Raw genomic sequence first — 13,459 nt, 5'->3', positions numbered from 1 at the left:
AGCGCCATTGGTGTTCATGCTGGCGGTGAGCGCGGCCGTGGCGCTGCTACTGGCCGTGGTGCTCGGGCGCTGGCAGTTGGTCGTCTTCGCGGCTCCGCTGCTCGGCGTGCTCGCCACCGCGCCGTGGCAGCAGTCCAAGACCCGCATCCAGGTGGACGGCGGCGGCACGCTGCGCTGTTTCGAGACGGAGGAGGTCGTGACGACGATCGGTGCCTTCGTAGAATCGGGTCACGCGTTGCTTCGGTTGAAGCCGGAGAAGGTCGCGGGACTCGGGATCGACATCGAGGAGGCGATCGATTCCGGGACGGCGCCCGCCGGGCTGCGGCTGGCCCTGACGGCGGATCGCTGGGGTCGCTATCCGCTATCGGTGCGGGTCACCGCGCTGAGCCCGGCGGGACTGTCCGTGGCCGCAGCGGTGTTGCCCGCCGGGCAATTGTTCGTCTACCCGATCACCGATCCGCAGCGAATGAAGTTGCCGCGCACCGAACTTCCCGAACGGCTCGGCACCCACCTCACCCGCAAGCACGGTCCGGGCGTGGAGTATGCCGATATCCGCGCCTACGCGCCCGGTGATCAGCTCCGCATCGTGAACTGGCCGGTGAGTGCGCGGCGCGGGCGACTATACGTCACCGAGCGGTTGACCAACCGATCCGCGGATGTGGTTGTGCTGGTGGATACTTCGCAGCAGGCGCCGGGTCCGGCCACCGATTCGCTCGAGCTGTCGGTGCGCGGTGCGGCGCAGGTGGTGCAGTCGACACTGCAGGCCGGTGACCGGACCGCAGTGGTCTGCCTCGGTCAGGCGCCGCGCTGGCTGCGCCCGGATATCGGGCGGCGGCAGTTCTATCGGATCGTGGATACCGTGCTGGATGTCGGCGATGAGCACATTCCGACCACCGGCACCTTGGCGCCGCATGCTGCCGTGCCGCTGGGTGCGATCATCGTCGCCTTCTCCACATTGCTGGACACCCAGTTCGCGCTGGCGTTGATCGATCTGCGCAAGCGTGGACATGTGGTCGTGGTCGTCGATGTCCTGCGCGGCACGCCCTTCCACGAAAATCTCGATCCGACCCTGGCTCGGATGTGGAATCTGGAGCGCGCCTCGATGTATCGGGATATGGGAACCGTCGGCGTCGATATCGTGGCCTGGACCGAAGACGCGCGACTGGATCAGGTCATGCGATTGATCCCCGACCATCGCCGAACCGTGAGGGTGCGCCGATGATTCGATTCCTCGCCATTCTGTCCGGGGTCCTACTGGTTACCTCGGTGACGTTGATGACGCCATGGGCCGGGATTCCGGCGGTGGCGCTGGTGGTAGCGGGCTGGTGGTTCCGGCTGCCCGCGGTCGGCGCGGTGCTGCTCGCGATCGGGGTGCTTGCCGCCGCGGACACTGGTGTACTGGCCGCCGCCGCAACAGGTTTGGTGGCCACGACTTATCTGCTGAATACCGCGACCGTCTCCGCGCCGGTTGGAGTTGTGCCGACCACGGTCCCGTCCGTCACCGGTGCGGTGGCATTTTCCGCAGTGGCTGTCGGCGCGGCGCTGCTCCCGTTGCACTTGGCATGGGTCCCGATCGCCGCCCCAATCCTGGTGACCCTGCTATACGCCCTGGTAATCCAGGGCGTCGCGATCAAACGGGCACGCAGCAACGAGACCGCGACCGCGCCCAGTTGAAGCCATGGTCGCAATCGAGCGGCCTAGGCTTATTCGCATCGAGGCCTACCTGTGCCCCCTTACTTCCACCAACGCCTGGTGATCAGACCTCCAGTGCTCAGGTGAAGCGCAGGCTGACGTCGGCGAGGACGGGGGCGTCGGCGCGGTCAGCGACGGTGGCGCTGATGATGAGCTCGCCGTCGGTGCGCCAGATTCGGGTGCGGATGGTTTCGCCCGGGTAGAGGACACCGGCGAAGCGGGCGCGGAAGCCGGTGACGCGGCTCGCGTCCGAATCGAGCACGGTGTCGGTGACGGTTTTGCAGACGATGCCGTAGGTGCACAGGCCGTGCAGGATCGGGTTGGGGAAGCCTGCGGCGCGGGCGAATTCGGGATCCGAGTGCAACGGGTTGCGGTCGCCACACATGCGGTACAGCAGGGCCTGCTGCGGGAGGGTGCGTGTGGTGACGTCGAAATCCGGTGCGCGATCGGGGAGTTCGGCCTTGGTGCTCGGGCCGCGTTCGCCGCCGAAGCCGCCCTCACCCTTGGCGAAAATGGATGAGCGTGCGGTCCAGAGCGGTTCGCCGTCGGAGCCGGTGATCGTATGCTCCTGCACCACGACAGCGGCGGAACCTTTATCCCAGAGTTCGGTGATGTGCCTGGTGATGGTGGCCTTGCCCGCGGCCGGAATCGGGCGGTGCACTTCGATCTCCTGGTGGCCGTGCACGACCTTCGCCAGATCGATATCTATCCCGGGGAACTGCACCTTCGGCGGTTCGGTGTCGTGGAAAGTGGGTGCCACAGTCGCGAAGGTCGGGAGCACCTGTGGGTTGCGGTCGTCGACGTAGCGTAGTTCGGACGGATCCGTCCAGCGCGCTCCCGCCCCGAGGCCCAGGTGGTACAGCTGTACCTCGGTCGGCGTCCAGGCGAACTCCCCGCTCGGGAGTTCCGCACCGAGTGCGATTTTCGGGTCGATGGGCATCGCGTCCTCCTTGTGAATGCTTGTGTACAGGTCGCCCGCGCCATGCGGGCGACCTGTCGTGGGCGTATCCCCAGCGATCCGAGGCTCTTGTGGCAGCTGCCTCGGATCGATCGTGCGGCGGCTGTGTCGCGGCGGACAAGGTGGCGTCCGCTCGGTGAGACGCCTTGCCTACGCTTCGGCGGTGGCCTTGACCGACTGCTGCTTCTTGCGCTCGGCGATATCCAGCACCGCCAGGTAGCCGAAGGTGATCGCGGGGCCGATGGTCGCGCCCGGGCCCGCGTACGTGTGCCCCATTACGGGGGTCGCGCTATTGCCGGAGGCGTACAGACCCTCGATCACGGTGCCGTCCTCGCGCAGGACCCGTCCGGCTGTATCGGCGACCAGGCCGCCCTTGGTGCCGAGGTCGCCCGGCACGATCTTGGCCCCGTAGAACGGACCCTGGACGAGCCCGGCAAGGCACGGGTTCGGCTTCACGGTCGGATCGCCGTAGTACCGGTCGTAGTGGCTGTTGCCGCGGCCGAAATCCTCGTCCTTTCCGGTCTCGGCGAACTTGTTGAACCGCTCGACGGTCGATGTCAGATTCTCGGCCGGCACGCCGATCTTGGTGGCCAACTCCGCGAGGCTATCGGCCTTGACAATCAGGTCGTTTTCCATCCAGCGGGACGGAAACCGCTGACCAGGCTGCAGTCCGGCGAAGATGTAGCGGTTCCGGTAGCGCTGGTCGAACACCAGCCATGCGGGGATGTTCTCGCCCGGACCCTCACCCTGCCCATATTCGCCGCCGTACATGGTGTGCACAGCCTCGACGTAAGGAGCGGACTCATTTCCGAATCGCTTACCGTCGGCGTTGACCATGATGGTGCCGGGCAGATTTCGCTCGGCCAGCGCGAACCACGGCTTTCCGCCCTTGAAGATGGTCGGCCCCCACCAGGAATCCTCCATGAAGTCGACCGCGCCGCCGACTTCCATCCCCGCATTGATGCCGTCGCCGGTATTCGCGGCCGCGCCCGTGGTCCACTCGGTGGTGATGGGCTGGCGCTGGTATTTGGTGCGCATTTCGGCGTTGTGCTCGAAACCCCCGCTGCCGAGCACCACACCGTATTTGGCGGTGAACCGCACGGTCTCGCCGTTGTGCTCGGCCTCGACGCCGGAGACCACGCCGTTCTCCACAATGAGCTTGGTCAGCGGAGTGTTCAGCAGCAGCGGCACATTCGCGTCGATGAGCCCCTTGCGCATGGCAGCGATAATCGCCTGCCCCATGCCGAGGATATGCTTACCGGTCCACTTGGCGAAGTAGGTGCGCGCGCCGACTCGCATGGCCCGCATGATGCCCTTGGGATGGCGACGGATCAGGTTGAGCCGGACGAAGTCGGCCTGCATGACGACGACATTGAGCGGGGCCTTGGCATACGGCGGCTCCAGGTTGAACCGCTCTTCGCCGAGGATCTTGGCATTGAACGGCGCGGGCTCGCACGAGCGGCCCTGGCCGAGGCCGCCGGGGGCCTCCGGATAGTAGTCGGAGTAGCCGGGCACCCACTTCATCTTCAGTGGGGTGTGGTCGAGGACGAAGTCGAAGGCCTCCGCACCGCGGTCGATGTAGGTGTCGATCCGGTCCTTCGGCACCACGTCGCCGACGATGCTGTGCAGGTAGGTGCGGGCGTCCTCGCGGTCATCGGGACGGCCGGAGGCTTTGAGCGCTTTGTTGCCGGGGATCCACACGCCACCCCCGGAGCGTGCGGTCGACCCGCCGTAGTGCGCGGCTTTCTCAATGATCACCGCGCTCAGCCCATGGTGGGCGGCGGCGAGGGCGGCGGTCATCCCGGCGGCACCGCTGCCGACCACCACCACATCGTATTCCCGATCAGTCATGTAGAACACGTTATAGAATGGGACCGCATTTGGTCTATGTTGAGTGGCAGAAGACGCGCTCGACGTTCCATTCGTCGAGAAAACTTGTTTCAGTTTCTGACCGGAGTGGTGTACATGGGCAGTGTGGTTTCGAGCGACCTGCAAGCAGTCGCTAGCGGCGTTGTTTCGAGCGACCTGCAAGCAGTCGCTAGCGGCGTTGTTTCGAGCGACCTGCGAGCAATCGGCAGCGGCGAATGGGACCTGACCGCCGACGTAGTCGTCGTCGGCTATGGTGCGGCGGGGGCCGCGGCCGCGCTGGAAGCGACCGAGGCGGGTGCGCAGGTGCTGGTGCTGGAGCGTTTCGCCGGTGGTGGAGCGTCGGCGTTGTCCGGCGGCATCATTTACGCGGGCGGCGGCACCTCGGTGCAGCACGAGGCCGGGGTGCGCGATACGCCGGAGCAAATGCTGGCCTATCTCGAGCGTGAGGTCGGTACGGCGGTTACGCCCGAGACGCTGCGGCGGTTCGTGGACGAGAGTCCGGCGATGATCGAATGGCTGAAGGGCCACGGTGTGCCGTTCGAGGCGTCGCTGTGTCCGTACAAGACGTCGTATCCGAATGACAGCTACTACCTCTATTACTCCGGTAGTGAGGTCTCCGGTTACGGTCGCGAGGTCGCGACGCCCGCGCAGCGCGGACATCGGGTCAAGGGCAAGGGCACGTCCGGGAAGAAGCTCACCGGTCCGCTCGCCGCATCGGCGTCGCGGCGCGGGGTTCGCGTCGAAACCCTCACGCAGGCCACGCGATTGATCACAGATGAAAACGGCACTGTTATCGGCGTCGAATGTGAGTCACTGCGTGACGCTCCCGGGCGGATCAGGGATCGCTACACCCGGTTGGCGCAAATAGCTGCCAAGCCGGGCATTTACTATCCGCCGCTGCGCAAGGCGATGGAGCGGCAGCTCGCGAAGCTGGATCGTCGTTATCGCACGAGAATTCGGATTCAGGCCCGTCGCGGTGTGGTGCTCAGCGCGGGCGGGTTCATCGCGAATCGGGAGATGCTGCGGGAGTACGGGCCGCAATACCGCGGCGGACTCGCGCTCGGCACCACCGGTGATGACGGCAGCGGCATCCGGATGGCCGAACAGGTCGGTGCCGCGACGGATCGGATGGGCAATATCTCGGCGTGGCGATTCATCTTGCCGCCCAGTGCTTTTACCGGTTCGGTGCTGGTCGATGCGGAGGGTCGTCGGGTCATCGATGAGACCCGCTACGGTGCCGCGGTCGGCCACGCACTGATCACCGAACACGGCGGCAAGGGTTGGCTGCTCGCCGACGACGGACTCATGCGCACCGCGATCTCACAGATTCGGACGCAGTCGGCCTGGTTCCAGCGCGGACAATTCGAGGCCATGCGGCGGAATGCTGTGCGCGGCGCAACTTTGGATGTCGTTGCGGCGAAGGCCGGTATCAATGCCGACGGGTTGCGCGCCACCGTCGCCGAGCACAATGCCGCGATCGCGAACGGTTCGCCCGATCCGGTCGGCAAGCCCGCCGAATTCACCAAAACGGTGGGGGCCGGGCCGTTCTGGTTGTTGGATGTGGGAATCAAACCGAGCGTTGTCAATCCGTGCCCGATGCTCACCCTCGGCGGAGTCGTCGTCGACGAGGACACCGGAGCGGTGAAATCCACTGCCGGAACCGATATTTCCGGCCTTTACGCGGCCGGGCGGACGGCCGTCGGTATCTGCTCGGACTCCTATGTCAGTGGATTGTCCCTGGCCGACTGCATTTTCTCCGGTCGGCGTGCGGGCAGATTCGCGGCAGGCGCCGAAGTGCTTTCGCGGGCAGCGGTGCCCGAAGCGACAACAGTGGAAGGAAACTAGCGTGCTGTCCGACGCGGTACGAATCGAATTGGCCGATGAACTCGAGGCCGCCGAGCGCGATCGGGTCGGCATCGACCCGCTGATCGCCAGGCATCCGGATATCGATGTCGTCGACGCCTACGAGATCCAGCTGATCAATATCCGGCGCAAACTCGATAACGGCGCGAAGGTGGTCGGGCACAAGGTCGGACTGTCATCGCTGGCCATGCAGCAGATGATGGGTGTGGATGAACCCGATTACGGTCATCTGCTCGCGGATATGGAGGTCTTCGAGGATGTTCCGGTCGAGACTTCGCGCTATCTGATTCCGCGAGTCGAGGTCGAGGTCGGTTTTATCCTCGGCGCGGATCTGCCCGGCGAAGATTGCACCGAGGCCGATGTGCTCGCCGCGACGGTCGCCTATGCGCCGTCCATCGAGCTGATCGATTCGCGGATCAAGGATTGGAAGATCGGGCTGGCCGACACCATTTCCGATAACGCATCCTCGGCCGGTTTCGTGCTGGGTGCGGCGCGAGTCGCGCCGAAAGACCTGGATATCAGGGCCATTGACGCCGTGCTCACCCGAAATGGTGAGGTGGTCGCGCAGGGCCGCAGCGATGCGGTGCTCGGCGATCCGGTGATCGCGGTGGCCTGGTTGGCGCGCAAGGTCGCCAGTTTCGGGGTGCGGTTGCAGGCGGGCGACATTGTGCTGCCCGGTTCCTGCACCCGTGCCATCGATGCCCGCGCGGGTGATTCGTTCCACGCCGAGTTCGTCGGACTCGGTTCTGTCCGTTTGCAATTCAAATAGGAGGCTTGCCGTGTCCGAAACGGGGACCGTCACCGCCGCGATCGTCGGATCCGGCAATATCAGCACCGATCTGCTGTACAAACTGCTGCGCTCCACCACCGTGGAACCGAAGTGGATGATCGGAATCGACCCGGAGAGCGAGGGTTTGAAGCGCGCCCGCGGGCTCGGGCTGGAAACCTCGCACGAGGGCGTGGACTGGTTGCTCGCGCAGTCGGAACTGCCGGATCTGGTATTCGAGGCGACCTCGGCATATGTGCATCGGGCGGCCGCGCCGAAGTACGCCGAGGCCGGAATTCGCGCAGTCGATCTCACACCCGCCGCGGTCGGGCCCGCCGTGGTGCCGCCGGTGAATCTGGTCGGGGCGAATCTCGATGCGCCGAACGTCAATATGATCACCTGCGGTGGTCAGGCCACCATTCCGATCGTCGCTGCGGTTTCGCGCGTGGTGCCGGTGGCCTACGCCGAAATCGTCGCGTCGGTATCGTCGGTGTCCGCCGGACCGGGCACCCGCGCCAATATCGATGAATTCACCAAGACCACCTCGCGTGGTGTGGAGACCATCGGTGGTGCGCAGCGCGGTAAGGCCATCATCATTCTGAACCCGGCCGAACCGCCGATGATCATGCGCGACACCATCTTCTGCGCCATTCCCGAGGGTGCCGATACCGATGCGATCGCGGATTCCGTCCATCGGATGGTCGCCGATATCCAGAAGTACGTGCCCGGCTACCGGTTGCTGAACGACCCGCAATTCGACCCGCCGTCAGTGGTTTCCGGTGGAATGGCGAAGGTATCGGTCTTCGTCGAGGTCGAGGGTGCGGGCGATTTCCTGCCGCCGTACGCGGGCAACCTCGACATCATGACCGCAGCCGCCACCCAGGTCGGCGAGGTCATGGCACAGCAGATTCTGTCGGCCCGGGTGTAAAGGAGCTCAACCATGGCATATTCCGCAGAACTCGACATCCGCGTCACCGATACGTCGCTGCGTGACGGTTCGCATCACAAGCGCCACCAGTTCACCGCCGACGATGTGCGCAATATCGTGACCGCGCTCGATGGCGCCGGTGTGCCGGTCATCGAGGTGACACACGGCGACGGCCTGGGCGGCTCGTCGTTCAACTACGGCTTCTCGCACACTCCCGAGCAGGAACTGGTCAAGATTGCCGCGGAAACGGCGAAGCAAGCCAAGATCGCGGTGCTCATGCTGCCTGGCGTGGGCGTCAAGGAGGACATCAAGATCTCGCAGGACAACGGTGCGTCGATCTGCCGCATCGCCACGCACTGCACCGAGGCGGACGTATCGATCCAGCACTTCGGGCTCGCACGCGAGCTGGGTCTGGAAACCGTCGGCTTCCTGATGATGTCGCATACCCAGCCGCCGGAGGCGCTGGCCAAGCAGGCGCGCATCATGGCCGATGCCGGATGCCAGTGCGTCTACGTGGTGGACTCCGCGGGTGCGCTTGTGCTCGAACAGGTTTCGGACCGGGTGGCGGCGCTGGTCGCGGAACTCGGTGAGGACGCCCAGGTCGGCTTCCACGGGCACGAGAACCTGGATCTGGCGGTCGCCAACTCGATCTATGCGGTTCGTGCCGGTGCGAAGCAAATCGACGGCAGCGCAAGGCGATTCGGTGCAGGTGCCGGTAATACGCCGGTCGAGGCGTTCGTCGGTGTCTGCGACAAGCTCGGTGTCAAGACCGGTATCGATTTCTTCGCGATCGCCGATGCTGCCGAGGATGTGGTGCGGCCTGTCATGCCGCAGGAATGTCTGCTGGACCGCCAGTCTCTGATGATGGGCTATGCGGGTGTGTACTCCAGCTTCCTGAAGCATGCCGAGCGTCAGGCCGAGCGTTATGGGGTTTCGGCGGCTGAAATGCTGGTGCGTGCGGGCAAGCGCAAACTCGTTGGCGGCCAAGAGGATCAGCTGATCGATATCGCGCTCGAACTTCAGCGTGAGGCGTCTGTGTCCGCCTGATAGTTCTCCGCGAAGGCCGTGACCGGTTCGGTCGCGGCCTTTCGCGTTTACGGGCAGCGGCTCGACCCGTTCGATCTGGTCCGTCGCTGTGACGGCGCGATCGGACGTTGGGTGTATTCGGCAACAGGCTCTATCGGTTCTGCGAGGACCCACTGGATATGCGGCAGGTGAACATTCGAATTCGGGGGTCGCGGATGGGTAGGGGAATCGGCGATCATGATTCGTGATCTGTCCGCATTGCAATGCCAACCTGTTGCGCAAGGAGCGCGGCGGTCGGCGCTGTTCGACGTGTAAGCGGGCATTCGCGCTCGAACCGAAGGAAAGTCCGCTCGGGCTGCACGATATCCGGATCCGCAAGCTCGCCGAGCGGCTTCCTCGCAGAGGAATTGCCGGACAGCGCCTCCTGCACATCGCTCCCATAATGCACTCGGTGTCAGCTGCGATTCGATCAGCACCAGTCCGCTGGCCGCACACCACCATCAGCACCTCGTCCCGTCGTCGCATGCCTGGTGCGTCCCTCGCATATCCAGCTGCGCAGTGCCTGTTGCCGATTGTGGCGGATTTCGGCCTGACACAAGTCGTGCCGCTATTTCAACGGCCGCCCCGCAATCATGCTCAGCCGGAAGTGATTTGATCGCCCGAGTGTGGCGATGATGTGACGGAATGACTGCCCGGCGGCGCATTCGGCAACCGCCTCTGCAACCTGTGCGTGCTGGCCATGCGTGTGCGACAGCCGATTCAGGGTTCGAGGTGCCGATTTAATTCGGTTGCGATCGTGTGGGGGCGTGCCTACCTTGAGTACATCGCAGTTCAGGGGAAGGACCCGGTAATGACCACCAAGGCGAAATTCGAGGAGCGCACGCGCTCGTTCGATGCTGCCCTGGAAAGTGCTCTGTTCCAGAGTATTCGGTCCGATACAGCGTGCGGCCCATGACATGGATCTCTAGTGTCACAGGGTCGCACCGGGCGAATGCCGGGGAGCGGCCCTTCTTCATTTCCGGCGCAGTTGCTCTGCTGGAATGGGCAACCTGACTTTCATTCAGGGACCACGTCGGTTCGATTCCGATCTGCGTCACACCCGTTTAGCTCAATGGTTGAGAGCGCCTTTCTGATACGGAGGAGATGGGAGTTCAATTCTCTCAACGGGTATCCCTGGCCTCGTGCTCTGTTGGTTGAGCACTCTGATTGTCGATCAGAACGACGCGGGTTCGATTCCCGTCGAGGTCGCGATGCGCCTGTAGCTCAGCTGGTAGAGCTGCGGACTCTTAATCCGAAGGTCGTAGGTTCGATCCCTACCGGGCGCACGACCAGGAAAGTCAACCAGACGGGCGTCTGGGATCGCTTGCTAAGCGAATCGAGGCCCAACGGCCTTGGGGATCGTGCCCTCGTCTTTCCGCCACCCTCACCTCGGAAAGTCATGCGGACCGGCGTCCGTCACCGTCTTGAAAACGGCTGGTCCCATGCGAATGGGATGGGGATCGACACCTCGGCTTTCCATCACCTGTTCGGCGCGCGCATACCGTCCAGCGTGACATCCAACATGTGATCGGCGGCCTCGGGCACCGTTTCGCAGGCGACCCCGATCCCGTGGCCGAATCTGAGCAGATCGCGCGGCTCGATATCGCGACGGATATCGCCCGAATCCTGTGCCGCCTGCAGCAGCGCGGCCGCCGCATCGGTGATCATCGATCGACATAGGGTGAAGGTTGGTGAACCCTTGTCCATACCGGCCTTCATGGTGGTCGCCAGGCTGCGGTTGGCCATCACCCAGTACACCTGTTCGCGCAGCCACGTTTCGAAAGCCGCGGCGGCAGAATGGGTTTCGAGCAGATCGTGGGCACGGGCGCTCAATTGCTCGATGCTGGAACGGTATACGGCTTCGATCAGCACCTCGCGGCTCGGAAAGTGCCGGTAGAGCGTGCCGATACCGACACCGGCGCGGCGGGCGATCTCTTCCAGCGGGGTGTCCGGGCCTTGTTCGGCGAATGCCTGCTGAGCGGATGTCACGATCCGCTCATAGTTGCGCCGTGCGTCCGCGCGCATCGGCCGTCCCGTCGACGGTGCTGCCATATTCCCTCCACTGGAAAACGGAAGGACCCTCCAGATAGGCTTGCGTAAGTGGAGGAACCCTCCATATGATAGCTCTATCGGAAGCGGAGGCTCCCTCCGTTTGAGTCCCATTCGATGGAGCGTTCTTTGTCCACCACCATGTCCGCGGACACCCGTGTGCCCGCAATCTCCAGCGCCGGTCGGCTGCGACCCGGCATTGTGCTGGTCACGCTGCTGACCTGCCAATTGATGATCATCCTCGACATCACGGTGATGAATGTGGCGCTGCCGCGCATCCGCACCGACCTGCACTTCAGCGCGACCAACCTGTCCTGGGTGATGAACGCCTACACCCTGGTCTTCGGCGGTCTGCTGCTGCTCGGCGGCCGCGCGGGCGATCTGTTCGGCCGCCGCAACCTGTTCATCGCCGGCACTGCCCTGTTCACGCTGGCCTCGCTGGCTGGCGGGCTGGCACCGTCGGCCACCTGGCTGCTCATCGCCCGTGTTGTGCAGGGCATCGGCGGGGCGATGGCCGGTCCAAGCACCCTCGCGCTGCTGACCACCACATTCAGTGAACCCAAGGCCCGGATGCGCGTGCTCGCGCTGTTCTCCGGCATGTCCAGTGCGGGTTTCGCGATCGGTCTCATCGTCGGCGGCCTGCTGACGGAATGGCTGAGCTGGCGCTCGGCGCTGTTCATCAATGTGCCTTTCGGCCTGGCTGTCGTAGTGTTCGCCCTGCGCTACTTGCCGGACGCTGGGTCGGATTTGCGGCGTTCGCGGGTCTCTCCGTGGTTACGCTCCGCTGCCGCCTCCGCGCCCGACGCTCGCGCCGCCGGGGGGCAACCCGCCCGCCTCGACCTGCCCGGCGCGGTCACCTCGACGGGCGGTGTGGCCGCGTTGGTCTACGGCTTCATCAGCGCCGCATCACACGGCTGGAGCGATGCGGGCACCGATATCTGGCTGGCTGTCGGCGCGGCACTGATCGCCGCGTTTCTGACCATCGAGGCGCGCACGGCCCAGCCCCTGCTGCCGCTGCGGCTGTTCGTCGATCGCAATCGCGCCGCGGCCTACGCCAATATGTTCCTCGGTCCGATGGCCGGTATGTCGATGTTCTTCTTCCTCACCCAGTATCTCCAGGAAGTGCGCGGATTGAGTGCGCTGGCAACAGGTTTCGCATTTATGCCGACCGCGCTGATGATGTTCACAATGATCCGGCTGATCCCCTGGCTGCTGCCGCGCTTCGGTCCGAAACCGGTGACGGTAATCGGCACGCTGCTGATGGCGGCCGGATTGGTCCTGCTGACCCGGCTGACGGTCGACACCGCATACTTCCCGATGCTGTTCATCGCAATGATTCTGATAGGAAGCGGTATCGGCCTCGCCTTTTCGCCGCTCAATGTGATCATCATGTCGAGCGTTGCACCGACCGAGGCCGGTGCCGCGGGCGGCGCGCTGCAGACGCTGCAGCAGACCGGTGCCTCCCTCGGCCTCGCCATTCTGGTCACCATCTTCGGCACCGCCGCCCGTGATGCCGGAGGTTCGGCACACCACGCACTGGTCAGCGGCATTACCACCGCCTTCGCCGGTGCCGTGGTCATCGCCGCCCTCACCTTCGTGGTCGCTCTAACCTTCCGTAGCACTCGCGCCGCGGAATGAAATATGGCCCCACCCGGTCGATTCCGGGCGGGGCCATATTTTCTACAACCAGGTGTCCAGCGTAGTCGTGGTGAGGAAATGCTCCAGGTCGTGCCGCCAGGGAGCCGGGACGGTCTTATCCGGTTCGATGGCGGTGTACTGGCCGCGATAGAACAACAGCGGCCTGCCGGAGGTGGTCGACTCCGACAGGGCCAGCACTCGGCCGATCACGATGTAGTGATCGCCGCCGTCGACGACGCTGTCCACCTTGCACTGGATGGTGGCCAAGGCGTCGTCCAGGAGCGGGAGCTCCAGGTCCGAAGTGTGCCAGTTGGTTTCGGCGAACTTATCGGGTTCGCGGGAACCGAAGCGGGCACACAGTTGCTGCTGTTCCTCGGCAAGGACGTTCACACAGAAGCCGCCGGATTGTTCGATGGCCGCCCAGGACCGGGAGGTCTTGGTCGGGCAGAACAGCACCAGGGGCGGGTCCAGGGACAGGGCGGCGAAGGATTGGCAGGCGAACCCGATCGGGGCGCTGTCGGTATCGAAGGTGGTTATCACCGTGATGCCGGTGCAGAACTGCCCCAATACATTTCGGAACTGCCGCCCGTCGATCGCGGGATATTCGTCGGTCGTCATCGTCGCTGCCGCT

General features: G+C 64.5%; 11 protein-coding genes and 4 tRNA genes. 11 read left to right on the top strand and 4 right to left on the bottom strand.

Annotated features, from left to right (window positions below):
* Nucleotides 1-16 precede the first annotated feature (16 nt).
* Together AB0J47_RS37115 and AB0J47_RS37110 are read left to right on the top strand one after the other, a co-directional pair.
* On the top strand, nucleotides 17-1,222 hold the full coding sequence (locus AB0J47_RS37115; RefSeq protein ID WP_364357604.1) for a DUF58 domain-containing protein: 1,206 nt from the start codon (nucleotides 17-19) through the stop codon (nucleotides 1,220-1,222).
* A complete protein-coding gene (locus AB0J47_RS37110) occupies nucleotides 1,219-1,674 on the top strand; it encodes a hypothetical protein (protein ID WP_364357516.1) in 456 nt (151 codons plus the stop codon). The genes AB0J47_RS37115 and AB0J47_RS37110 overlap by 4 nt, the downstream gene beginning before the upstream one ends.
* A 97-nt stretch (nucleotides 1,675-1,771) precedes the next feature.
* On the opposite strand, the gene AB0J47_RS37105 is transcribed toward AB0J47_RS37110, so the two are convergent.
* Both AB0J47_RS37105 and kstD read right to left on the bottom strand, forming a co-directional pair.
* Nucleotides 1,772-2,632 (bottom strand): MaoC/PaaZ C-terminal domain-containing protein, encoded by an 861-nt coding sequence (locus AB0J47_RS37105; protein WP_364357513.1) that lies wholly within the window; start codon nucleotides 2,630-2,632, stop codon nucleotides 1,772-1,774.
* Between the two features lie 168 nt (nucleotides 2,633-2,800).
* Nucleotides 2,801-4,510, bottom strand: a complete 1,710-nt coding sequence (gene kstD, locus AB0J47_RS37100) for a 3-oxosteroid 1-dehydrogenase (RefSeq protein WP_364357510.1) — start codon at nucleotides 4,508-4,510, stop codon at nucleotides 2,801-2,803.
* Between the two features lie 105 nt (nucleotides 4,511-4,615).
* Here kstD and AB0J47_RS37095 point away from each other — a divergent pair, with 105 nt between their 5' ends.
* The 8 genes from AB0J47_RS37095 (at nucleotide 4,616) to AB0J47_RS37060 (ending at nucleotide 10,427) form a co-directional block, all read left to right on the top strand.
* Nucleotides 4,616-6,364, top strand: coding sequence for an FAD-binding protein (locus tag AB0J47_RS37095; protein ID WP_364357507.1), 1,749 nt, complete (start codon nucleotides 4,616-4,618; stop codon nucleotides 6,362-6,364).
* Between the two features lies 1 nt (nucleotide 6,365).
* Nucleotides 6,366-7,151 carry a 2-keto-4-pentenoate hydratase gene (locus AB0J47_RS37090; protein ID WP_364357504.1) on the top strand — a complete coding sequence of 262 codons (786 nt, stop codon included), beginning with the start codon at nucleotides 6,366-6,368 and terminating at the stop codon, nucleotides 7,149-7,151.
* A 10-nt stretch (nucleotides 7,152-7,161) separates the two neighbouring features.
* Nucleotides 7,162-8,076: an acetaldehyde dehydrogenase (acetylating) gene (locus tag AB0J47_RS37085; protein WP_364357501.1), complete on the top strand. Its 915-nt coding sequence runs from the start codon at nucleotides 7,162-7,164 to the stop codon at nucleotides 8,074-8,076.
* Nucleotides 8,077-8,088: 12 nt separating this feature from the next.
* Entirely contained in the window at nucleotides 8,089-9,123 is a 1,035-nt protein-coding gene (dmpG, locus tag AB0J47_RS37080) for a 4-hydroxy-2-oxovalerate aldolase (protein ID WP_364357498.1), read from the top strand.
* A gap of 999 nt (nucleotides 9,124-10,122) precedes the next feature.
* Nucleotides 10,123-10,198 (top strand) — tRNA-Glu (locus AB0J47_RS37075).
* A 1-nt stretch (nucleotide 10,199) separates the two neighbouring features.
* Nucleotides 10,200-10,272 (top strand) — tRNA-Ile (locus AB0J47_RS37070).
* Nucleotides 10,273-10,277: 5 nt separating this feature from the next.
* Nucleotides 10,278-10,350, top strand: a tRNA-Asp gene (locus AB0J47_RS37065).
* 4 nt (nucleotides 10,351-10,354) lie between these two features.
* Nucleotides 10,355-10,427 (top strand) — tRNA-Lys (locus tag AB0J47_RS37060).
* A 193-nt stretch (nucleotides 10,428-10,620) separates the two neighbouring features.
* Here AB0J47_RS37060 and AB0J47_RS37055 read toward each other — a convergent pair.
* Nucleotides 10,621-11,193 carry a TetR family transcriptional regulator gene (locus AB0J47_RS37055; RefSeq protein WP_364357495.1) on the bottom strand — a complete coding sequence of 191 codons (573 nt, stop codon included), beginning with the start codon at nucleotides 11,191-11,193 and terminating at the stop codon, nucleotides 10,621-10,623.
* Nucleotides 11,194-11,319: 126 nt separating this feature from the next.
* Between AB0J47_RS37055 and AB0J47_RS37050 the strand changes: the two genes are divergently transcribed.
* Nucleotides 11,320-12,828 carry an MFS transporter gene (locus AB0J47_RS37050; protein ID WP_364357492.1) on the top strand — a complete coding sequence of 503 codons (1,509 nt, stop codon included), beginning with the start codon at nucleotides 11,320-11,322 and terminating at the stop codon, nucleotides 12,826-12,828.
* 42 nt (nucleotides 12,829-12,870) lie between these two features.
* On the opposite strand, the gene hsaB is transcribed toward AB0J47_RS37050, so the two are convergent.
* On the bottom strand, nucleotides 12,871-13,446 hold the full coding sequence (hsaB, locus tag AB0J47_RS37045) for a 3-hydroxy-9,10-secoandrosta-1,3,5(10)-triene-9,17-dione monooxygenase reductase subunit (protein WP_364357489.1): 576 nt from the start codon (nucleotides 13,444-13,446) through the stop codon (nucleotides 12,871-12,873).
* Nucleotides 13,447-13,459: the final 13 nt, after the last annotated feature.

It is taken from the genome of Nocardia sp. NPDC049737, assembly GCF_040674755.1.
In the GTDB taxonomy this organism is placed as follows: domain Bacteria; phylum Actinomycetota; class Actinomycetes; order Mycobacteriales; family Mycobacteriaceae; genus Nocardia.
The sequence above is the reverse complement of the archived record's forward strand: the minus strand, read 5'-3'. Positions and strand labels throughout refer to the sequence as shown.